A 22,015-nucleotide genomic window follows, 5' to 3' on the forward strand; every position below is an offset into this window, starting at 1 on the left:
CCATGTTCAAGGAAATCTTGCTTACAGCCCTGCTGCTTAGCGCATTCCACGGGATCCAAACGTCCGAGGCAAAAGCGGACGCCATCATCCCCTGCGAGACCATGCTGAGGCAACTCCGGACGGGGAAAGCCGATGCCAGGATCAGCGACGCCGACATGACCAAGGTAGTCGTGATCGAGAATAAAGGCATCGAGCGCTGCAACGCCGACGACGACAAGCGTGCAGATGATTTCTTCGCGCAGGCCCTCAAGATCCTTGGCAAGTGAATGGAGGCCTCCACCATGATCACTCAAGGAATCGCAGCTTCTCGTTTCGAGACCATGAGCCTCGTGTTCCAAACCAACAGGGTCCCTCCCGTCACCCCGGATTTCTGGCTGGTCAAGCTGTTGGCCGTGACAGTCGGGGAAACGGCTGCGGATTATCTCGCGGTCAACATGGGTATCGGGCTCACGACCACGTCCATCATCATGACGCTCGTGCTGTGTCTCGCTCTTACAATACAGTTTGCCCAGAAGCGCTACGTTCCTGCGCCGTATTGGATCACGGTCGTCCTGATCAGCATCGTCGGCACCTTGGTAACGGACAACCTTACGGACAACTTCGGCGTCGCTCTGCTGTCTTCGACTGTGTTTTTCAGTGCCGGTCTGCTGGCCATTTTCGCCGTCTGGTATTTCGTTGAAGGAACGCTCTCGATCCATACCGTCTTCACGGCGCGCCGCGAGGCCTTCTACTGGCTGGCGATCATGTTCACCTTTTCGCTCGGGACTGCGGTGGGCGATCTTCTGGCTGAATCGATGGATCTCGGATATTTGGCCACCGGTTCAATATTTGCAGCCTCGATCGCATTGATTGCCTCTGCCTATTACGTCCTGGGCATGAATGGCATCCTGGCTTTCTGGATGGCCTATATCTTCACGAGGCCGTTGGGCGCTTCTCTGGGCGATTTGCTGTCGCAGCCCACCGAATATGGCGGCCTCGGCTTCGGGACGATAGCGACGAGCCTCCTGTTCCTGATCTGCATCGCGGCCGTCATTTTCTACATGACGCTCACCTACAAGCGCGACGGCCGGGCCAGGAAGGTCGCGCGCCGCGCTTAAGCGGGCCGGCCGAGAAACCGCCCACGCCTGGCAGCCACCTCTGCCCCCTCATCGTCGGCGCCCGCTGACAGGCCGAGCGCTCCATCACGCCTTCCTTTCACAATGGTTCGATCACCGTGAGTCAAGAAATGATGCAGCACATGCTGAAATCGAGAACGAGCCTTTTCACCCGCCACGGAATTGTCGCCGCATATCGCCGGGTCGCAACGATCGTCGATACCGTTCGGTTCTCGGAACATCGGGGGATCGGCTTGCGAATGGCCGTCTTGGCCAACAATATCAGTTGGAAATTCTTTCGGTTGCGGAACCCGGACGCGACTTTCGCGGACTTCTATGCCGACCAGATCGGCAGGAAGCTGGATCGCGGGCGGCCGCACAAGACCCTCGGCGGACGCGCGTTCAAGGCGAAAAGTGCGATCCCGGTGGGGGCCGAGCATGACACGACGAGCTTTGCCCAGACCGGCAAGAGGCAATTTGACATGCTCCTGGCCTGTGGCCTACAGCCTTCCCATGTCCTTGTGGATTTCGGCTGCGGCAGCCTGCGCGTCGGTCAGCATGCGATCAGATATCTCGATCCGGCTCACTATTGGGGGCTCGATGTGACGAGCCGCTTCATCGGTGATGGCCTCAGCCTCATCGGCGAAACGGTGACAGCGGAAAAACAGCCCCAGTTGCGCAGGATCTGCGGCGACGCTCTCGCAGAAGTCCAGGCGGTCGGTCCCGACTTCGTCATCTCGATCGCGGTGCTCAAGCATGTACCGGAGGCTGAGATCGATACATATTTCGACCGGCTCACGAGCCTTGTCGTGCCCGGGACGACGCTGCTGCTCAGCTTCAGCGCGGGCCCCAGAGGCCACCGAATTCTCGGCAAATCCTGGTCGTACCCTATCGAATTCGTCGAGGGGCATATACTGTCGCGTCGACCCGGAGCGACGTTCGAACGAATGTGTACAGTCAAAAAAACCGGCGCTTCCGTCGTATATCTGACGGCCCGATGGGGTTGCTCCCGGAGCCTCCCGATATCGGCCAGTAGAAGAGCAGCGTAGAGCATGCGAATATTACTCATCGAGGATGACCGGACGACCGGCGAATACGCCGCGCGTGGCTTCATCGAGGCCGGTCATGCCTGCGACCTGATCACCGACGGACGGCAGGCGCTGATTCATCTTGCGGATGTCACCTATGACATAATCGTGGTGGACAGGATGCTTCCGGGTCTGGATGGCCTGTCGCTGGTGAAAGCGGCGCGCGCTGCCGGGATCAAGTCGCCGGCGATCTTCCTGACATCCATAGGAGGCGTGGACGATCGGGTCGAAGGTCTTGAAGCCGGGGGCGACGATTACCTGGTAAAGCCCTTTGCGTTTTCAGAGCTGCTGGCGCGTGCCAATGCGCTTTCGCGGCGGCCTCCCCTTCAAGATCAGAAGACGCTGCTGAGAACAGCGGATCTTGAAGTCGATCTCATCAAGCGAACGGTGACCAGAGGCGGTCGCACGATTGACCTCCAGCCTCGGGAATTCTCGCTTCTTGAGATTCTGATGAGGAACGAGGGCCGCGTTCTAACTCGAACCATGCTGCTGGAACGGGTCTGGGATTTCCATTTCGATCCCAAGACCAGCGTCGTCGAAACCCATATCAGCCGGCTCCGCGCGAAGATCGACAGGCCTTTTGAAGTCCAGCTTCTGCATACGGTCCGCAACAGCGGATACAGTCTGCATGCGCCACGCTAAACTGGTCCGGAGCACACCTTTTCGATTGGCAATCGCCTTTGCGGCGATGGTGGTCGCCGGCTATGCCGTCGCGGGCCTCATCGTGCTTCGGTCGATCGAGGCCGACCTTGCCAAGAGGTTGGATCGATCGGTCAGCGACACTTACTTGGTACTGATCGGCGCCTATGGCGAAAAGGAACTCGACGACCTCGTTTCGTCCGTGGTCACCCATGTCAATCTCAGCGATGCGGAGGATGAGATTTTTCTTCTTGTCGGAGAGAATGGCACACAGCTGGCCGGCAATATCAGGGCGAGGGATTTCCCGGCAGGCTGGTCGACTCTATCGCCGGCTGCTCTCGGGGTTCCGGGCGACGAGTCCTATCGGGTCTATTCCGGCTCGTTCGATGGCAACCAACTTGTGGTCGGCATGAGCTTTGCCGAGACGGACGAGATCCAGGATATCGCGCTTGCCAGCTTTGCCTGGGCGTCCATCGTCGTCTTCCTGCTGGCCACAGCCGGAAGCGTCCTGTTGGCGGCCCGCGTTCAAAGACGGATGGATGCCCTCGGCGGCACCATGGCGAAGGTCTCCGAGGGGGACCTCACTGTCCGGGTTCCGCTCCTGGGCAATGGTGATGATATAGACGTGGCGTCTCAGCAGATCAATTCGGCGCTGGATCGGCTATCCGCTCTTATAGAGGGAATAAAGCAGGTCAGCACGGACATCGCCCATGATCTCAAGACACCGCTCAACCGGCTCATGGTCCACATCGAGATGGCGATCGGTCGCGAGGCGAAGGGGCTCCCTGCCGGCCAGGAATTGTCCCTGGCACAGATCGAGGGTGAGCAGATCAACGCGACTTTCGATGCGCTGCTCCGGATCGCCCAGATCGAGTCGGGCGCGCGGAAAGCCCGCTTCACCGCGATCAATTTGCAGGACATTGTCGAGACAATTCACGAGGCTTATGAGGGCGTCGCCAATGATGCGGGCAAGTCTTTCGAGCTAGTCGGGGAGCCTTCCACAAGTTCACGAATTCTGGGCGACCGGGACCTGCTCCTCCAAATGGTCTCGAACCTCGTCGAAAACTCGATCAGGCACTGTCCCGCGGGAAGTCATCTCACCCTTGCCTTGAGCGCCGCAGACGGTGCCGCCTCCATCTCGGTCATTGACAACGGGCCGGGCATCCCGGAGATCGAACGGGAAAAGGTCCTTCGCCGTCTGTACCGGCTCGAAAAGAGCCGAAGCACACCGGGAAGCGGGCTTGGCCTCAGCCTGATCAAGGCGATCGCCGATCTTCACGGCGCCGAGCTTACATTGGCCGACAACGGGCCGGGCTTGAAAGTGAGCGTCACCTTCGGCTCAATTCGGTGACTCGTAAGTCGACAGGAAGCGCAATTTTCAATGTAAACCTGACGGCCGGATGAACACAGGTCGTGGCCAATAGCTGGAAGAACGTGAAGCAAGAGGGCGGCTCCCGAAGACGACCGCAGTGACCAATGCGACTTGCCTTCGCCCAAAACCTCCCGGGGGTGGTTCTGAACTTTCCGAACCCTAAGGAGACCGGCGTGTGGTCCAACGCGCAAGGTTTGTTCTATTTAGGATTTTTACCCAGGAGCTCGTCGCCATAGCCGTCCGTCGTGAACCAAAATTCATCCATGGCCGTCCGACGAAATCCCCAGTCTTCCAATCTTTGTCGGGGGAAGCAGTGGGGGAAGTGAAATCAAACCGCCTAAAAACACCATTATAGATCAATAATTTAACGGGAAAGTATGGCGGAGGGAGAGGCTGAAGGTGCCTGCAAAACAAGCGAGAAAAGAGCCGGTTATGGCTCAACGACGGGTCCTGCATCCGTCTGCCGCCGGAGCGTCTTTGGCGATCCGAACCGGCGATAGCCTTTTCATCGGCCGTGTCGTCGCCGCAAACGGCTCTTTTTTGCTCGGATCGCCCCAGGATTGGCCCCAAAGAAGCCGACCATCCTGGCCTTGGACTTCCATGGTTACAGTGATCTCAGTCACTCGCGCGGCGTGGCCTCCCCTGCGGATGCGGAATGATAGGCGTTTGTGCCATAGATGACGGTTTTCCATGGGCCAGGTTAAACATCTTTGAGATCGGGCAACGCCATCTCCTGAGGCTATGCGGTCGATCCGATGCCGAGCAGAAGCATAGCCAACAAGACAAATCGCATATTGGCCTCCAGTTTTGAGCGCTGAACAGTACTGGCAGATCGGCTCCGCCTAATCAGCCGGGTTCTTTCATTATCTGCTCCGTGTTGCGGAGCATGCAGATGCAGGACATGATGACAATGGGCGGCGTGATTCCGTCCATGGCTGCCGGCCCTCTCGCTGCCCCCAGGAGCGGTCGGCGGCGCGGTTGCCACTGCGCTTCAGAAGGAACGCGGTTATGATCCTGACTGGTTCAAACTGCAAAATGGTTCGTCGCGATACCCTGCCCCCTGAAAAGTTCTCTAATCGCATTGGTCAAGCTGGTTGATCGGGCTTTGCGCCCACGCCGGGTTCATGGTTCTCTCCGCGGTCGGTCTCGGTGGATCGCCGCATGTTGGCGTCAGATGTTCGGATCGACCGAAGTGGTCCTCGTGGTTGCCGAAGGCACCGCATTTTCAGGGACGGCCTGATCCGCGCCAAGCGTCCCGGCGGGGACGCATCCGTCAAAGTCAGTCTAGCAGTTATGCCGCCTCCTCCTGGCTCCAACGGAATGGGGTGTTGGTCTTCCACATGGCGTGCAGGATCACGGCCATCTTCCGGGCCACGGCGATCCTCGCCTTCTTGAACCCGGACGCCTTCGCCAGCTTCAGGCCCCAGGCTTTGAGCGTTGAGAATCGTAGGTTGCGTGTCAGAAGCGTCGTGGCCGCTTCATAGAGGTGCTTCCTGGTCATCACGCTCCCTTGCTTGGAGATGCGCCCGTTTCGGCTTGTCTCGCCGGACTTGTATCGTCGGGGTGTCAGGCCGAGATAGGCGCCGGCGCTCGATGATCGACTGAAGCGTGATCCATCGTCGAAGGAGGAGGTGACGGACAGGGCGGTGATAACGCCAACGCCGGGCACGGTCATGAATAGGCGCGCGGTGGGGTTTGCCCTCGCGACTGCCATTAGACGACGGTCCAGAACCCTGATCTGATCGAGAATCGAGGCTCTGGCCTTCATCAATGTCTCGGCGATGAGACGCATCTCCGGGGACGCATCGAGTTCACCGGCGATGATCTCGTCGGCCCGTCCGGTAAACCCGCCGACGCGCTTGCCGAACAGAACGCCAAAGGTGCGCAGGAGACCACGGATCTCGTTCTCGATCTTGACCCGGATCCGCACCAGCATCTCGCGGGCGACCAGAAGGGAGCGAACCCGGTAGCTGTCGCGGCTTTTGATGCGCACCTGCTTAAACCAGCCGGTTCGCATGATCTGCGCCAGGCCAGCAGCGTCGTTGCGGTCCGTCTTCACCGGTCGCATCTTCAAAGCTGCGTTGGCATGACGGGCATCGATGCACAGAATTGGAAGACGGCGCGCGGCGAGTTCGTTCCAAAGCCACACGGCCAACGGTCCCGTCTCGAGCCCGACCCGGACGAGGCCTGGCGCTTTCTGATTCAAATATGCGGCGATCACTTCGGGGCAGGTTGCGACTTTCTTCTCGGCCAGGACCCGACCGGCATCGTCGATGACGCAGATCGCTGTCGTCTCCTGGGAAACGTCCAAAGCTGCATAGGAGGGCATCATGGTTCTCCGTTACTTGTCGGCCGAGCCGATCGTTGCTGGATCGCCAGCTTGGGGGACCGCTTCGCTCTCGGCGAGGGGTGCCACCTGCGATTACGCTAAGTGGTGGTTCTCCCTGAAGTAGGCTATTTGCCTTTAGAGAGGACGTTTGGAATGCCCCAGAAGAAGCACAAGCCCGAAGAGATTGTCGCAAAGCTGCGCCAGGTCGATGTCTTATTGTCGCAAGGTCGATCGGTTGGCGAAGCGGTTCGCTCACTCGGTGTGACGCAGTTCACGTATTATCGCTGGCGCAAGGAGTTTGGTGGCCTGAAAGGCGACCAGGTGAAGCGTCTGAAAGAGCTAGAGAAAGAGAACGACCGGCTGCGCAAGGCGGTGTCGGATCTGACACTTGAGAAGCTGATCCTGAAAGAGGCTGCTTCGGGAAACTTCTTCTCTATTCGGGGTTCATCGGTCAACTCTCCTTTTGAACCTTCTTCCGTCGCGGACTGCATGGTGCCTGCGGGGCTCTTGCTTCTCTCCGAGGTCGACGATCGCGTCGCCTCATGATGGGATCAGAAGGAGTGGGCGGAGCCATCTGAGCCGCGCGATCGGCGTTGAGCTGTCGCACTAGTTTCCCCGGTCTCGCCCGCTCCCGTCGTCCCCGCAGGGACCTTCTCCCGCGAGGGAGAAGCTGGATGTGTTCGTCGCTGCCTTTCCTGCTTCGTCAGGCGGATTGGGCGGCGGACCAGCGGAAGTCTACTCCGTCCCGCCACATGCGGTGAAGGACGATTGCGAGCTTGCGGGCGACTGCCACGATCGCCTTCTGCATACCTCTTCGCTTGGCTACCGCCACACCCCAGGCCTTCAACGGATTCCAGCGTCCGCGGGCACCCGTCAGCAGCACCAACGCCGCCTCGTAGAGGGACGACCGGATCAGCGCATCGCCGCACTTCGAGACCCGACCATGCCGTGCCGTTTCCCCGGACTGGTAGAGCTTTGGCGTCAGCCCGTAATGAGCTCCAACGCAGTTGGATCGGCTGAAACGGGCGGGGTTATCGACGCAGGCGCGATTGGTAAGCGCCACGATCGGACCGACCCCGGGCGCCGTCATCAGTCGCCGGCAGATCGGGTCGGACCGGACCTCGTCGAGCAGCATCTTGTGCAGTTTGGCCAACTGGGTCCGCAAGGACGAACGAGCTTGAAGGAGCGGTACCAGGACCGCTTCCACGAACGGAAGCGGGGCGATCAGATCACGGACACGAGACTCGAACCCGGCAGCTCCCACGATTCCGACCTTCAGGCCGAAGTTGCGGAGCTGGCCGCGCAGATCATTCTCGATGTCGTAGACCTTGCGCTGCAAAAGCTTGCGGGATGTGAGCAGCAGCCGTCGCTGCTGTGAGGCCAACGTTTTGACATGAACGGGCTTGAACAGCCCGACGCGCATCATCTGGGCAATTCCGAGCGCGTCGTTGCGGTCCGTCTTGTTGATGCGGGCGGACAGCACGGCGTGCATGTGGCGTGTCTCGACGCAGATGGCTGGAAGTCCCGCTTCCACTAGGCCTGCATAGATCCATGCCGAAAGCGTGCCCGCTTCCAGACCGATCCGGCTGAGGGAGAGGCCGAGTCCGACAAGATGATCGCGGATGGGCACCGGGTCGCTTTCCACAACGGCGCGATGAACAACGCGGCCCTGAGCGTCGACGATACAGATCGCTGTCGTTCTAACGGAGATGTCGAGACCGACATGGTAATGATGCTGTGACATGGCGAAGGCTCCAGTCAAGAGTGAGGACGCCATCCTGGAACGTGTGCGACGTGCGCGGCGCCCCGAATATCCCATCTGAGCCCCGCGCGGCTACGGCGCTCCATCGATCATGTACGACGAAAGCTTCCGGTGTCCGAGCGACGGATATGCCGGGTACTGGGTCAGCATCGATGGACACAGCGCAAGGTCCTGCGGGGGGGCAGCTGACGAACAGGCACTCACGGAGGATATCATCGCATTGGCAAAGCAATATGGTCGCTATGGCTATCGCCGGGTTACGGCATTGCTGTGCCATGAGGGTTGGACGGTGAACCATAAGCGTGTCTAGCGGATCTGGCGCCGCGAAGGGCTCAAGGTTCCACAACGCCACCCAGAGCGTGGGCGCCTGTGGCTTAACGACGGATCATGCATCCGCCTGCGGCCTGAGTATCCTGGGCATGTATGGGCCTACGACTTCGTCGAGGGCCGCACGCATGATGGGCGCAGGTTCCGTATCCTCACCATAATCGACGAGGCCAGCAGGGAACGCCTGGCGCTCACAGTCGCGCGACAACTCAAGCATGAGGATGTGCTGGCCGCCTTGGTGGACCTGTTCATTTCGCGCGGCCCGCCAGCCAATATCCGGTCCGACAATGGCAGCGAATTTATCGGGACAGCCGTCCAGCGATGGCTGGGGCGGATCGGCGTGAAGACACTCTACATCGCGCCTGGATCATGATGGGAGAATGGCTACAATGAAAGCTTCAATGGGGGTCGCCGCGCGACGAACTGCTCAATGGCGAGATATTCTACAGTCTCGCCGAGGCCAAGATACTGATCGAAGCGTGGCGGCGGCATTACAACACCATCCGTCCGCACAGCAGCTTGGGCTACTGACCACCGGCACCGGAAACGGCTTCACCGCCATGTCCGGCCTCCGGTTCCGCTTCGCTCCACCTCCACCCGGATATGGCGGCAGCGAGCGCAATCCATTAAAAAACCACCCGGTCCACTCGGTGGGGGCAGATCAGTTCCGCACTGAGAAGAACGTTTTTGCGTATGATGTGAGAAATACATCCAGGGAACGCTGTCAGTCAATGCCTCGATGTTATTCACTATGGTCGTGGAGCCATCTCCCACAGGTGCGCGTTCCCGTCTGGATAGTCGCCTACACAAGAAGGGCACGATGTCGCCAAAAATCTGTGTACTGATAGTTGAAGACGAAATTCTAATCCGCATGGACCTCGCGGATTTCTTGACGGAGGAAGGCTTCGAGGTGCTCGAGGCCGCAAATGCCGATGAGGCCATCGCAATTCTGGAGGCCAAGGACGAGATCCAGGTGATGTTCACTGACGTTGACATGCCCGGAAGCATGGATGGCCTGAAGCTTTCATTAGCTGTGCGCGACCGCTGGCCGCCGATTAGGATTGTGGTGACGTCTGGCCACCGTGCGGTGGCATTATCCGATCTTCCCGAAAACAGCCTATTTTACGCCAAACCTTATGACCATGCAGCGATCGCCGCATCTTTGCGCGGCATTCTTTCGGATTGACTGAGTCGATTACCAATCTGGCGTGTTGTACTCCAACCGAAACCTTTTATTTAGCGAGGAGGTCAGGATCGACTATTAGTGTGACCACTAACCCAACAGTTGCCCACTCATAGTCAATCGAGCCTCGGAGGTGCCCCGTAACGCTGCGCTCCAACAGCTTGCTTCCATAGCCACGGGGACCTGCAGGCTCCTTGACATCCGGCCCTCCACTTTCCGTCCACACAATCGTGACTGCTTTGTCACGTGCGGAGCAGGAGATATCCAACGTGCCAGTATCAACTGAGAGGGCCCCATATTTGAGGGAATTGGTCGCCAGTTCGTGGACAACGAGGGCAAGGATGGTCGTCGCGGACTCACCGACGCGCATCCGGGGCACAGAAACTCGAATCCGACCGCTAAACGCTCCTAGATCATTATAAGGCGCGAGCAGGACCGTCAGCAGATCGCCGAGCAGCACCGACGCCGCGTCCGTCTGGCCAGGAACCGGCCGCACCAGATCGTGCGCTCGCCCCAGCGCTGTTAGCCGCAGGGTTAGCTCCTTGGCCATCTCATCGGTGGTCGACGTCGAGCGAGAAGTGATGGCGGTTAATCCAGAGGCAATGGCGAGCAGGTTCTTCACCCTGTGGCTCATCTCGCCCGCCAAAAGCTCGCGGCCCTCTTCCGCCTGCTTGCGACCGGTCACGTCGATAAAGATACCGAACATAACTCTGCGGACCATCCCGACATCGTCGCCCTGCCCACGGGCGGAAATCCACTTCAACTCATCGCCGATCATGATGCGGAAGTCTATTTCGTAGGGTCCAACAATTGCCCGCGTTGCGTTGAACGCGGCTCGCACGCGATCACGGTCGGCAGGGTGGATATGGGCCGATAGGTCTTCGAACTTGACGTCAGTGCTGCGCGGAATACCCCAAAGGTCATAGGCGCGGTCATCCATTGCCAGCGCATCTGTGTCCACGTTCCATGACCAGAGTGTTACGCCGGCTGCTTCGATCGCACGAACCAGATTCTCCGGCTTCCAGAGAAGCGGCTTTAGTTCGTCTGCTGTAGCGGGCATGGACCCTCAATGTGCGCAAAGATGACGCAAGAACGCAGTTTTATGGCGAGAATACGGCAGGCGCGCAATGTTGCCTTAAACGAGATCGGAGTGGAAATCGCAAATCAGATCAGCGACCTTGATCTCACTGCAAATCGGTCTTGTGTGAACGGCCTGCCCCGCCGTTGTCTGATGATCATCCCTTCCGCGGCTGAGATCCAGTGCGACACGGTGCGCCTCAGAACTGAGCCTGAAGCAGCGCGAAAGTCGTCTGGAAGCTTTGATGTCGATGGGTCAGTAGCGCCTGTCCAGGTCGCGATCGGCGCTGATTGTGCCTTTGCTCCCTCCGAATTTTCGTGGCGGGACGTCGGTCCAGGCGACCTGCCGGAGATTTGGAGTGGGTCCCTCCGGCCGAATTCGATCATCTGCCCTGCATCATGCGGCGACGTCACTCACGTCACCCGTTAGTTGATGGAGCAGATGGACAGCGGCACCGTGACCGACGAAAATCCGGCTCGTCTTTCGCCGCTTCGCCCTATCGAAGACGTCCTCCGATTCCGACTTGTCACCTGCCCCCTGCTGGACAGTCGGATCGGTCGTCACTGTCGCGGCTTAATACAAGGCGTCGAGGATCGCGCAGGTCGCGATAAGAGCAGCGCCTAAAAACTCTCAGCGGAAATCAACGCTCACGAGCCTCGGGCTTGGCGAACAGTGGCTTCGATGACGATTAAGAGGCTGCCGACCAGAAGCAGCCCGCCGCCGGCAAGCGGTGCGATGCCACCATATTCGAGGGCTAGCGCAACTAGGATAACGAGTGAAAGTACGCCGACCGCAAGCCGGAGGTCAGCGACGAACATACTGAGAAGTTCCTTCGCCACATCGAGGAGAATGCTCATGCAGGTTTCATTCGGTTGGTCTTGAGGAGAGACGCCGTCGCGAGACCGGTGACTAGAAAGATGACGACGAGGCCCAATAGGCTGAGGTCAGAGCCTGGCCAAGAAACACCGAGGCCTTCGCCAGTCCAGAAAACGCCGAAGGACGACAGCATGATGCCCACGGCAAATTTGAGCGTGTTTTCCGGAACGCGGGCGAGTGGCTTGTGGATTGCAAAGCCGATCACTAGAACGGCGAGGCAGGCAACGAGCGCTCCGATGGCGGCGGGCCAAAGCAACCCGCGGCCAGCACCGACCGCAATTACAATGAAGACGACCTCGAGACCTTCGAGCAGGACCGCCTTGAAGGCGGTGATACCCGCGATCCAATCAGCCGAGTCCGTCTTACGAGCCGTCTCTTTGCCAATCTGGCGGCGTTCGCGTTCGAATATCGCGGTCTCGTCGTGCAGAGCCATCACACCGGCTGCGCGCAATATTGCTTTGCGCAACCAGCCGTGGCCGAAGAGCAAAAGCAGCACGCCGATGAAGAGCTGAAGGCCGTGAAGCGGGACGAGATCGAGCAGCGGACCCAGCCCGACGACTATGACGGCGAGAACACCAAGAGCAGCAAGCGTGCCAAGGCAGGCTGGCTTCCAGCCCCTCAACGTTGCCACAGCCAAGATGATCGTGAACGCCTCGACGACCTCGACAATCGATGCGAGGAAGGCCGAACCGACCGCCGGGGCAAACGATCCCCATGATCCGATCAACATAATTCCGATCCTTGTCGTGGATTCGACTTCGATCTACAGTCTGATCGAATTCACTACAGCAATCAAGCGGAACGAGGCAACTTCGTGTTTAAGGAAAATCTGGCCGAACGCTTCCGAAGGCTGAGCCCGGCCGAACAGCGCGTCGCCGTTTTTTTTCGCGACAAGATCGAAGATGTGCTGATCTTGTCGGCAACGGCTCTCGCATCACGAACTGGAACAAGTGACGCAACCGTTGTGCGTACCGCAAAAGCGCTCGGCTTCGCGGGCCTCGTCGACCTGAAGCGTGAGCTCGCCTGTGAGATGCGGCGCCGTCTGACGCTCGCGGACCGAATGGAGCGGACGCTCAATGAGGCAGGAGATGACCCAGCGAATGCGTTCACGATGACGATGGATATCCACGAGCAGTCGCTCACTTCCCTTCGCCGTTCGATCGCCCCCACCGACTTTTGCATTGCCGTGGAATTGATTGACGCAGCGCGACGCGTCCTGGTCTTCGGCCTTGGGCCCTCGAGTGCAGTCGCGCATTATTGCGTGTCGCAGATGTCGCGCATTGGGCTCGATACTCTTGCCCTCGTCAACAGCGGCCTGCTCTTTGCCGACGATGTCATTAAGCTGCGACCGGGCGACCTCGTGATCGCCTTCGCCTACAGCAGGGTGTATCCGGAACTTGCGGTCCTGCTAGATGCCTGCGGCAAGCTCGACGTCCCTGTGGTCCTTGTGACCGACACGCTTGGTCCACGGCTGCATTCGCAAGTCCGCCTGGTGTTGACGGCCGCCAGGGGGCGGGCCGACATGTTGAGCATGCATGTGGCAACACTCGCTCTTGTCGAGGCTTTTCTCGTGGGCGTTGCAGCGGGGCGTCGAGATCGAACGATACACAGTCTCCAGTCACTCAACGATGTCCGCCTAAAACTGGCGGGAGAGCAGATGGGTCTGCATGTAGAAAGCAGCCAGTCTGGTTGAAGGTCTCATGGCCCAGGTCCGCGAGCAGAACGACAATAGGTCACGCAAGATGGAGCGCGGTTTCCGGATCGATTATGGCGCTTCTTGTTGTCGCCAGTCTGATCGATTTCCAAATGCTAACCGAATGGGTATCCGACAAAAGGTTTACTGGGCGGCCGTCGCAGTAGGGCTTTCCCAACTGGCTTAACGTACGTTCTGGAAATATCGTGCGATGACAATTGACGCCAAACGCATACCGCTTTCATCGCATGCTGCGATCAGATGCCGTAGTTCCGGCGGTGCGACCCTCGTCCTCATGCGCCACGGGGAGAGCGAAGGAAACCGCGGGAATATCTTTACCGGCGGGCTCGATCTGCCGCTGACGGATGATGGACGCATTGAAGCAAAATCGACAGCCCTATTGATGAAAGAAGCGGGAGTGGTCTTCGACAGGGCGTTTTCATCCGATCTGGTACGCGCTCTGGAAAGCGCTGAAATCGTTGTAGCCTCGCTCGGTGGCCTCGTTCCACTAGAGGCACGCTCCGCCCTGCAGGAGCGCAACTACGGCACCTTGGCAGGACGCGATAAGTATGACGTTCTTCGTGAATTCGGCCGTGATCGGGTGCAGCAGTGGCGTCGGTCCTATACAGAACCACCGCCAGGTGGCGAGAGTCTGAAGGATACGCTTGAACGAGTCCGCCCGTTCTTCGAGCAAGAAATCGGTCCGCTGTTGCTTGAAGGCCTTAATGTCTTGGTCGTCGCGCACGGAAGCAGCCTTCGTGCGTTGATCGTGCTGATCGAGGGTCGCCCCCCGCGGCAGATCGGAGAGGTCGAAATCGCGACAGGAGATGTCGTTTGCTATTGCGTCGTTAATAGGTCCTGAGCCTAAGTCAAAGGCGACGACGCTAGGGCCAGCGCACATGTCGGCTGATGGCACGTTCACGAGCAAAATACCATGTACGGAAAATGGATCCGTAGGAGTCTCAGGCTACACCGACGGGTGCCCCCTGGGTGGGGTTCTGATGCGGACAGTCCAACAGTTCTGCCAATGCTTAAGCCGACTCCTCTCGGCGACCGCAGTTGGGTGATGGGCCTCCGAGGGATGAAGCGGCGCTATCACTTCTGCGATCGCCACCATGACACCGGCACTTAGAAACCCCACAGGCTTAGATCCCGGGCCCTATTGTGGCAAAAACCACAGCCTTCCTGGCTGAGCCCGCCCATGAATGAGGCGGTTCCGGAGAGCAGTATTGACCGCCAAGAGCCAAGATTGTTTTAATATAAAGCGGCTCGAGAATTTGGTCCGTAAGGTGTCCGAGAAGAGGCTGGGCCCCGCTGCTAAGGAGCTTAAGACGCGTCATAGAGGGCCTGGTGAAAGGTGAGCAAATGTAGGAGCAACTTCCAGACTGGATTTCCGCGCTTTCAAGCGTCGGCATGGAAATTAAAGGGGATACGGGCAAATGCCTCCAGCAAGAGCCACTCTGAACTCGATGACTCCGCCAGTCTCGACATTGGCGATCCCGCGGATCTTTCCGACCGGTATCGGGTACTAAGCCTTGAATTTCCGGCTCTCGAGGTGTTCGGCAGCTGTTGTGGGACTGACCCCCGCCATATTCAGGCCATCGCTGCTGCAGTCCTGTCCTTACCTCAGTGTCCCGTCGCATTATCGGGGAATATAGCCGTAGTCTGACGACCATGCCCGAGCCCTAAAAATTTGCCGAGAATCATAGTCGCTGTGCTGCCTCGCAAGTCGATGGCGAAACTCGGCCCACGCGTTCACATCAAGGATCTCAAATCCAGGTGTTGATTGTCGATGAATTTACGAATGCCCTTCATTTTATTCCGCTTCCCAAAGGAGCACTTCACATGCACATCCGGCCGAGGTGATAGGCGTAGTAAGGTGTTTAGTCCCACATTGTGATGGCGTATCATTGTCTCCGTTGGAGAAGGACACGCTACGGGCCAGGTTCTTCACGGGAGCGCCAAGACCACGCACGCCGTTCGAGCGGAGCTACAACGATCGCAAGCTTCGGCCGCGGAGCTCGCGCGACGCTTCGGGATCAACGAGAAGACGGTGAGGAAGTGGCGATCCCGCCGGACGGTCGAAGACGAGCCGATGGGTCCGAAGGAGCGGCACAGTTCGACCCTCTCAGCCATCGAGGAGTCGGGAGGATAAATAGGCGGCCGGAGCACGCTTGAAAGGTAACCGCACACTCTTTGTGATCGGATGCTGCCTAGAGGCAGGGAGTTCCCCGCCGCAGGTTATTAGACATCAGCGAACCTAGAGCGGAGATCTCACGGTCCGAGCTTCACTGCGGATTTAGGTGCTTTTGCCGACTTAGTCTTTGTGGCGCTGTCCTCAGCTTCTTTGGCCTCACGTAGGCCGCGCAAAAGCTTCGTCTTGGCATCGCGCTCGGCCGTTTCGGTTGCGACTGTCGCACGAGCCGTTTTGTTGGTTTGCTCGGCTGTTCGCTTTCGGTTCTGAGCGGATTATGGTTTAGTCTGACTATCCATCGCTCTCCCGCCAACTAAATCGCCCAAAAAATACGACCTCGGAGGTGCGACTTCAACAGGAAAAGTGCATCGCGAGTTGGTTTCGCTTGACTGGTTGTGGCCCGATGTTCTTTCTACGTTCTCATGAGCGAAGAAGTCACCAAGACCCTCAAGGATGCCTCTCGCCTCGGCTGGACGGTGCATGTGAAGTGCGCCTTCGGGAAGCGTGGTTCTGGATTGACAGGCTAGCGAACAGGCTGAAATGTCTCTCCTGGGGACGCGTCTCACCGCCGATGGGAGGTTCGATGTTATTCACGAGGCTTGCAATATCGCTCGCGCTGTTTGGTGCAGTGGGGGCTGGCCCAGCGGTTGCCGATTGCAATGTTTCTGATGCGAAGCTTGAAGAAGCAATTTTGAAGAAGCCGGAGTTTCGGGACCCGGCAAACCGGCAGCTCGTCCGTGATTTACGCACCTTGCGTGATGCTGCCTTCCTTTTGTGGTCGTATGGACTGAAAGACGATTGCGAGCGTGTCGTGGGCAATATTCGGCAACTGATTGCTGCTCCTGCAATGTCGCAGCTGGGTGCAACTGACGAAGACGAGGCGGATCAGCAAATTGCGGCAGGTGAACCGCAAATCCACAGTGGCGGCCAGGCCCAGGGCAATCGTGGCGCCCCGAACGAACAGCCTCTAATCGATATCAATGAGCTTGGTCCGGGGTTGCGGGTCGATGAAATTGTGGGGGCGGAAGTTCGCAGTTCCGATGACAAGATCGTCGGAGAGGTAAGGAACGTCATCATCGGCACCAAGGACCGATGGGACTATGCCATTGTCGCTTCCGGCGGCTTCTTCATTGCCGGAAAGGACAGCATCGTCGTTCCCCTCCGTTATTTGCAGGTGAACCAGGAGCGAAACAGTTTTTTCTTGCGCATCTCCAACGCTCAGGTGAAGGCGGTGCCGCTGATGCCCGATCAGAACTATCTCTGGCTCGTGGACGAGCACTGGCGAGCGACAAACGACGCTATATTCCGGAACCTGGTACCTGAACCAAAGCCTTAGGATCCCGTAAGATCTTCATCAAGGGTCCACGACGCCACCGCTGACGGAGGGTGCCGAGACAGCTGCTGAACACTCCGCAGTCCGCACCGAGCGTGCTCGCCTCTCGCTCGGGAGGAGGTCGGTGAGGGTTAGTATATGAGTCATACACATAATTCACCGACTTCGTGTTCAGGATGGCTGATTTGAGCATAACGACGCTTCTACGAATGAGAGGAGCATCTCTTCGAACCTGTCCTGATTCATATCGAGCAACCAGTAGGTTTTTCGGAGGGAGGCGTAGAGAGTGGAGACGGTGTGAGCCTCAATCACTCCGGTGTCTTCAGTGTCTAGATAGAGCGTGAGGATGTTGTCTCCATCAGGGTGCTCCAGAGAGATCTCAAGATGGGCGAATCCAGACCCGCCCATTTGGTCAACCGACAAGGCAAACCCTGAAGGCTCGATTGCTCGGCCAACCTCACTAACAGCAGCCAGCAGCGCGGCCTTGCCCTGCCGATTCCAGAAACTCTCTACTTCCTGCTGTGTGGCAATAATTTTCGCGTGGCGCTCATCTTCTTCCTTCCGTTTCCGCTCTACATTTTCTTGCTGAGCTATCAACATTTCTCGCAGCGCGGCTTTCCTAGCGTCCAGGTTCTCGCTCATCGTGATCCTCGTGCTCACTGCAACAGCATGCCGCGCAGGAATTAGCTGTTCAAGAGCGTTGCTCCGCTTCAAGCAAACGGTTTCACCACATTCGTGAAGCCGCCGGCCGCGCTTTCGGGAGTAGGAGAAACGGCCGGCGGCCCTGGACGAGTTTGGGATCGCCCACCACAATTTGCCGTGGAAGAGGATGTTACGCAATACGGAGCGATTGGCTCACCCAAGCAAAGCCCCGCCGGAGTTGAAGCGGGGCTAGGGAGGGAGCTAGTCCAAGAAGGCTTGCCATGCTACCGGGCACGTGGCGCCACTAGCTGAGGCACCCGGCGTTCAAGGGTGTGCGGGAGGATAAATAAACGCCCTCAATGCATCCAATCTCAGCAGCTCAGTCTTTTCGTCTTCTTCGAGTTGCTGCTCGGCCAACAGCCAGTGTCGTTCGTGCTCCCCATTCGGCCATACCTCTCTAAGCTAGATGTAATATGCCCTTTTTGGATGCGCTCTTTCCGGGGCAGGTGAGAGAAGGGTTGCGGCGACTCATCCTGCTTATTCATCACCCCCTCCTTTTGAAACCTTTGGGTAGTCCGAAGGTTGTGGACTCATGGCAGACGAAAAGCACAAACCTGTTCTTGTTGTCGAGGATGAGCCGATCATCCTCTTGAATGCAGTCGATCACCTTCACGACATCGGCCATGTTGCATACGCTGCGGCGAACGCATCAGAAGCAATGGACCTTCTCAATGGGCTTGCTTCGGGGATTGATGTCCTTTTCACAGACATCAATATGCCGGGCGAAATGGATGGGATCCAGCTGGTCGAGCTGGTCCACGCGAGATGGCCACATATCGGCTTGATCGTCACGTCTGGTCACGAGCGATTGGCGTCGAGCACACTTCCAGACGATGGGATATTTATCTCGAAGCCCTATGATCTAGAACAGCTCAGCAAGCTTCTTGATGAAGGTAGTTGACCCCCCAGGTTCCTTGTGGCCGCTGGTATACCTTCCAAAATGGAATTTAACGGCATTGATCGTCAGAAGTGACGCGCGTGCGGTGCGTAAAATCGGTGGCGTTAATTAGTTGGCGCCGCTACCCGCACGAGCTAGCCTGACCTCTCGCATAAAGCGCAATGTCGGGAGATCTCTCAATGGCCACATCCGCTCTCGTGAGCATTCTGATCACGTTCCTCATTGTTGTTCTGATTCTGTGGCTGGTCCAAAGGCTGCCCTTGGCAGGGGGAGTTCGGCAAATCGTCCAGACTGTCGTGATTATCATCGCCATCATCTATCTTTTAAAACAACTTGCGGTGTTTTGAGATCCGGTCAGGCGGCATACGGAAGCACTACAGTCGCTTGGGCATTGCGTGCAGTGGTGAAAGCATTGAGACAAAAGGATAATAGAGGTCTGGGTTCCGCCAGTGCAACTATGCTGCAGCGCAAACCTTCTAGGGTAGTCGTCACGTCTCAGGGTGAGGGGTGATGGCGAGGTCCGGCAGGAGCGTTGCGGGCCATCCAAGCTCCTGCCGGACCAACACGTGCTAGACTAGAAGTGTACCCGCGTGAGAATCTGCAGATATGTGCAATCTCTACAGCCAAACTAAGGGCCAGCAAGCGATTAACGATCTGATCCGCCCCCTGGCGCGACGGCACGGCGAATCTGCCGCCGCTGCCGGGGATCTTCCCGGATTATTCGGCCCCCATCATCCGCAATGCGCCGGAAGGACTGGATGGTCATGGCGCGCTGGGGCATGCCGTCATCGCAGAAGGTGATACGATGCTGTGGCGAAGCGGGCGAAGAAGCTTGAAGCTAAGGGCGGGACCGGAGCGTTCTTTCATTCCCCGATGTTCTCCTGGCTTCCTCCTCCAATGAGAGCGTGGCACATGGCATTTGGCAAACAAAACCATTATCATGACGCGTATGAAACGGAGAAGGATGCCAATGACAGTCCCCCGCGATCTCGATTGCTTGGCCGATGCCACCGAACTCGTGCTCCGACGCAGGCCAGGTTACAGCCTCGAAGCCCCCTTCTATTTGAGCGAGGCGCTGTTCAAGCTGGACATGGACGCAATCTTCGCACGCCATTGGCTCCATGTCGGGGTCGAGGCTGATGTGCCGCAGCCAGGCGATTTCTGCACGCTGGAAATCGGATCCTATTCCATCGTCATCGTGCGTGGCCTGGATGGCGAGGCACGAGCCTTCCACAATGTCTGCAGGCACCGCGGGGCGCGCGTCATCAGCGCCGAGAAGGGATCGGCGACGAAGCTCGTGTGCCCCTATCACAGCTGGGCCTACGACCTCACTGGGGGATTGGCCTTTGCCGAGCACATGGCGCCGGATATCGACCGCGACTGCCTTGGGCTCAAACGGGTGCATCTCAGGACTGTTGGCGGGCTGATTTTCGTCTGTCTGGCCGAGTTCCCGCCAGATGATTTCGATGAGATGGCACTCACGGTCGAGCCCTATTTCGGGCCGCACGATTTGAAGAACTGCAAGCTTGCGTATCAGGTCGACATCATCGAGGACGGCAATTGGAAGGCCGTCATGGAGAATAACCGCGAATGCTATCATTGTAGCGGCCATCCCGAGTTGATGCGGACTTTCTTCCAGTTCTTCGGCCATTCCGAGTCGGATGTGAAGCCAAGGCAGCAGCGCTATTATGAACGCTATTGCCGAATTCGCGGTGAGATGAGCGACATTTGGGACAGCCTGGGTCTGCCCTCGACGCTCGTCGAGCTGCTAGACGATCGGGCCACAGCCTTCCGTCTGGAGCGAATGGCGCTCGATAATGCCGGTGAGTCCTATACGTCCGATACCAGAATCGCCTGTCAGCGACTTTTGGGCGACATCGGCCAACCCCGTCTGGGTGCCCTGTCCCTCCACACCCAGCCGAATTCCTGGAATCACGTCGTGAGCGATCATGCCGTGATCTCGTTCATCCTGCCATTGTCGGCAGAGAAGACCCTGCTGCGAACCAAGTGGCTGGTCCACAAGGACGCCGTCGAGGGCCGGGATTACGATGTCGACCGGCTTACCGAGGTGTGGCGCAAGACGAATGAGCAAGATGCAGGCTTTGTCGCCTTAATCAGCCAAGGCGTCAGGAGCCCTGCCTATGAACCCGGCCCCTATTCTCCAAATGAGAACCAACTGGAGAAATTCCTGACCTGGTATATCGACCGTTTGAAAAGCCATCTGGGAATCATCCAACCGATGGTCCCGCCGCCGCTTGGCGAGGCACAGGAGCACAGGCTGTCCTCATGAGAGATTTGCTGGGCGCTTGATGGCAGTTGTGACGGCTGCTGAGGCTGCTTGCACCGAGCCCGACACGATGGCGAGATCGGCCGATCGGTGGCTTGGCGGACACCGATCGGCCGAGTCATCGAGGGGTTGGACTCGATGGCGCTTCTGCGATCAATGATTGAGGGGGCAATCCGGTTAAGGCAAGCGATTCACGGCTCGCTCCCTCGGCCCAATTGAGGAAGCCTCATCCCCCAAGGGTTCTGCTGCCCCTTCCAGAGCGCATATCCCAACCCGAGCACGGCCCCATGCGCACTCGAACGTCGCGCCAACGCCAGGCGCTCGAGAATCCGTGCCTGCGCCGAGCAGGTCTTGAAGCCAAGGCACGGACGGAACCGGCGCCTGGTAGAGATATGACGGTTGTAATTGATCTCGTGAACCAGGTGCTCAAAGGAGAGGTTGCTGACAGCGGCTCCTTTCCGAACAAGAACCTTAATATGCGAGGCCTGCCGAGTTATACACGACAGCCTTAATTTTCTGGGGATGTCGCATGGATTATTTGGAAAAGACGGCAAGAGAAGCAGCTGACAGCCAAATTCGAATCGCCACTCTGGCTTTGGCTATAAAGGCATCAGATGATCCAAAGGTAACAGCTGACTGGCTCCTGAGACTCTTCGAAGCAATGGCCTCCGATCTGACTTTGGATAGCTTGGGAATCGAACTTCCTCCCGGAACTTCAGCGAGGTTCAGGCAAGCCTTTCGCGACAGGCTGATTGAAGTGGGTTTACAGGCCCGATACCAAGCGACACTTGAGCCGCGCGAAGATGGCGATCTGCACCGCTCATACATGGCTCCGAGGAATGGCGAATAGGATCAAGACGAAGGGGTTAGCCTAATAGCCGGCGAAATATTCTGACGCTACCCCTTTGAGAAATTCCGAAATATTGTTCTCCAGCTGTTCATCGGCCTTGATGTCTCTAACATTGTGTTCTGAGTAGTCTCCCGTCTCAATTCCCCATGTTGAAACAGAAACTCTTTTAAAAGAGTCGGTTATTTCAAAGAAAGCTCGAAAATCTATCATGCGGACAGCGTTGTGTCAACGGCGGAGCAATTCCAGGCCACTGCGGCGGAGTAAAAGCAGGCCACTTGCGTGAGGGTGCGCCGAAGCAGAGAAGGGTCCC

General features: G+C 58.0%; 20 protein-coding genes and 3 pseudogenes. 17 read left to right on the forward strand and 6 right to left on the reverse strand.

Features of this window, described 5'->3' with window-relative positions; translation table 11 throughout:
* The first annotated feature begins 2 nt into the window (after positions 1-2).
* The 5 genes from FKM97_RS24265 (at position 3) to FKM97_RS24285 (ending at position 4,172) form a co-directional block, all read left to right on the forward strand.
* A complete protein-coding gene (locus FKM97_RS24265) occupies positions 3-266 on the forward strand; it encodes a hypothetical protein (RefSeq protein WP_144295051.1) in 264 nt (87 codons plus the stop codon).
* Between the two features lie 15 nt (positions 267-281).
* Positions 282-1,097: a COG4705 family protein gene (locus FKM97_RS24270; protein WP_246105250.1), complete on the forward strand. Its 816-nt coding sequence runs from the start codon at positions 282-284 to the stop codon at positions 1,095-1,097.
* 140 nt (positions 1,098-1,237) lie between these two features.
* A complete protein-coding gene (locus FKM97_RS24275) occupies positions 1,238-2,143 on the forward strand; it encodes an SAM-dependent methyltransferase (RefSeq protein WP_144295052.1) in 906 nt (301 codons plus the stop codon).
* A gap of 3 nt (positions 2,144-2,146) precedes the next feature.
* Complete coding sequence (locus FKM97_RS24280) at positions 2,147-2,824, forward strand: winged helix-turn-helix domain-containing protein (protein WP_144295053.1); 678 nt, start codon at positions 2,147-2,149, stop codon at positions 2,822-2,824.
* Positions 2,811-4,172 (forward strand): sensor histidine kinase, encoded by a 1,362-nt coding sequence (locus FKM97_RS24285; protein WP_144295054.1) that lies wholly within the window; start codon positions 2,811-2,813, stop codon positions 4,170-4,172. Before FKM97_RS24280 ends, FKM97_RS24285 begins: the two co-directional genes overlap by 14 nt.
* Positions 4,173-5,484: 1,312 nt before the next feature.
* On the opposite strand, the gene FKM97_RS24290 is transcribed toward FKM97_RS24285, so the two are convergent.
* Positions 5,485-6,525, reverse strand: a complete 1,041-nt coding sequence (locus FKM97_RS24290; protein WP_246105251.1) for an IS110 family RNA-guided transposase — start codon at positions 6,523-6,525, stop codon at positions 5,485-5,487.
* Positions 6,526-6,675: 150 nt separating this feature from the next.
* On the opposite strand from FKM97_RS24290, the pseudogene FKM97_RS24295 reads away from it, so the two are divergent.
* Positions 6,676-6,957: pseudogene (locus tag FKM97_RS24295) on the forward strand (transposase); the annotation flags it as partial.
* Between the two features lie 268 nt (positions 6,958-7,225).
* Here the strand turns inward: FKM97_RS24295 and FKM97_RS24300 are convergent.
* Complete coding sequence (locus FKM97_RS24300) at positions 7,226-8,266, reverse strand: IS110 family RNA-guided transposase (protein ID WP_144295055.1); 1,041 nt, start codon at positions 8,264-8,266, stop codon at positions 7,226-7,228.
* Positions 8,267-8,323: 57 nt separating this feature from the next.
* On the opposite strand from FKM97_RS24300, the pseudogene FKM97_RS26610 reads away from it, so the two are divergent.
* Together FKM97_RS26610 and FKM97_RS24310 are read left to right on the forward strand one after the other, a co-directional pair.
* A pseudogene (locus FKM97_RS26610) lies at positions 8,324-9,241 on the forward strand (IS3 family transposase); the annotation flags it as partial.
* Between the two features lie 190 nt (positions 9,242-9,431).
* Positions 9,432-9,797, forward strand: a complete 366-nt coding sequence (locus FKM97_RS24310; protein ID WP_144295056.1) for a response regulator — start codon at positions 9,432-9,434, stop codon at positions 9,795-9,797.
* A 46-nt stretch (positions 9,798-9,843) separates the two neighbouring features.
* Here the strand turns inward: FKM97_RS24310 and FKM97_RS24315 are convergent, their stop codons facing one another.
* The 3 genes from FKM97_RS24315 to FKM97_RS24325 all read right to left on the reverse strand — a co-directional run bounded on the left by FKM97_RS24315 (position 9,844) and on the right by FKM97_RS24325 (position 12,478).
* On the reverse strand, positions 9,844-10,854 hold the full coding sequence (locus tag FKM97_RS24315; RefSeq protein ID WP_144295057.1) for a sensor histidine kinase: 1,011 nt from the start codon (positions 10,852-10,854) through the stop codon (positions 9,844-9,846).
* Positions 10,855-11,519: 665 nt separating this feature from the next.
* The gene (locus FKM97_RS24320; RefSeq protein WP_144295058.1) at positions 11,520-11,729 is read right to left on the reverse strand and encodes a hypothetical protein; all 210 of its coding nucleotides are present in this window, start codon (positions 11,727-11,729) and stop codon (positions 11,520-11,522) included.
* Complete coding sequence (locus FKM97_RS24325; RefSeq protein ID WP_144295059.1) at positions 11,726-12,478, reverse strand: COG4280 domain-containing protein; 753 nt, start codon at positions 12,476-12,478, stop codon at positions 11,726-11,728. Before FKM97_RS24325 ends, FKM97_RS24320 begins: the two co-directional genes overlap by 4 nt.
* 84 nt (positions 12,479-12,562) lie before the next feature.
* On the opposite strand from FKM97_RS24325, the gene FKM97_RS24330 reads away from it, so the two are divergent.
* From FKM97_RS24330 to FKM97_RS24350, 5 genes and pseudogenes are all read left to right on the forward strand, one after another.
* Positions 12,563-13,441: a MurR/RpiR family transcriptional regulator gene (locus FKM97_RS24330; protein WP_170241124.1), complete on the forward strand. Its 879-nt coding sequence runs from the start codon at positions 12,563-12,565 to the stop codon at positions 13,439-13,441.
* Positions 13,442-13,736: 295 nt separating this feature from the next.
* A complete protein-coding gene (locus FKM97_RS24335; RefSeq protein ID WP_170241125.1) occupies positions 13,737-14,303 on the forward strand; it encodes a 2,3-bisphosphoglycerate-dependent phosphoglycerate mutase in 567 nt (188 codons plus the stop codon).
* Between the two features lie 693 nt (positions 14,304-14,996).
* The gene (locus tag FKM97_RS26835) at positions 14,997-15,110 is read left to right on the forward strand and encodes a homocysteine S-methyltransferase family protein (protein ID WP_246105254.1); all 114 of its coding nucleotides are present in this window, start codon (positions 14,997-14,999) and stop codon (positions 15,108-15,110) included.
* A 240-nt stretch (positions 15,111-15,350) separates the two neighbouring features.
* Positions 15,351-15,587: pseudogene (locus FKM97_RS24345) on the forward strand (hypothetical protein); the annotation flags it as partial.
* 631 nt (positions 15,588-16,218) lie between these two features.
* The gene (locus FKM97_RS24350) at positions 16,219-16,971 is read left to right on the forward strand and encodes a PRC-barrel domain-containing protein (protein ID WP_144295062.1); all 753 of its coding nucleotides are present in this window, start codon (positions 16,219-16,221) and stop codon (positions 16,969-16,971) included.
* A 168-nt stretch (positions 16,972-17,139) separates the two neighbouring features.
* Here the strand turns inward: FKM97_RS24350 and FKM97_RS24355 are convergent, their stop codons facing one another.
* Positions 17,140-17,610, reverse strand: coding sequence for a hypothetical protein (locus FKM97_RS24355; RefSeq protein WP_144295063.1), 471 nt, complete (start codon positions 17,608-17,610; stop codon positions 17,140-17,142).
* 592 nt (positions 17,611-18,202) lie between these two features.
* Here FKM97_RS24355 and FKM97_RS24365 point away from each other — a divergent pair.
* From FKM97_RS24365 to FKM97_RS24375, 4 genes are all read left to right on the forward strand, one after another.
* On the forward strand, positions 18,203-18,571 hold the full coding sequence (locus tag FKM97_RS24365) for a response regulator (RefSeq protein ID WP_144295064.1): 369 nt from the start codon (positions 18,203-18,205) through the stop codon (positions 18,569-18,571).
* A 176-nt stretch (positions 18,572-18,747) separates the two neighbouring features.
* A complete protein-coding gene (locus FKM97_RS26470) occupies positions 18,748-18,915 on the forward strand; it encodes a Thivi_2564 family membrane protein (protein ID WP_170241126.1) in 168 nt (55 codons plus the stop codon).
* Positions 18,916-19,538: 623 nt separating this feature from the next.
* Entirely contained in the window at positions 19,539-20,858 is a 1,320-nt protein-coding gene (locus tag FKM97_RS24370; RefSeq protein ID WP_144295065.1) for an aromatic ring-hydroxylating oxygenase subunit alpha, read from the forward strand.
* A 526-nt stretch (positions 20,859-21,384) separates the two neighbouring features.
* Positions 21,385-21,705 carry a hypothetical protein gene (locus FKM97_RS24375; protein WP_144295066.1) on the forward strand — a complete coding sequence of 107 codons (321 nt, stop codon included), beginning with the start codon at positions 21,385-21,387 and terminating at the stop codon, positions 21,703-21,705.
* Positions 21,706-22,015 lie beyond the last annotated feature (310 nt).

It is taken from the genome of Rhodoligotrophos appendicifer (assembly GCF_007474605.1).
GTDB lineage: Bacteria > Pseudomonadota > Alphaproteobacteria > Rhizobiales > Im1 > Rhodoligotrophos > Rhodoligotrophos appendicifer.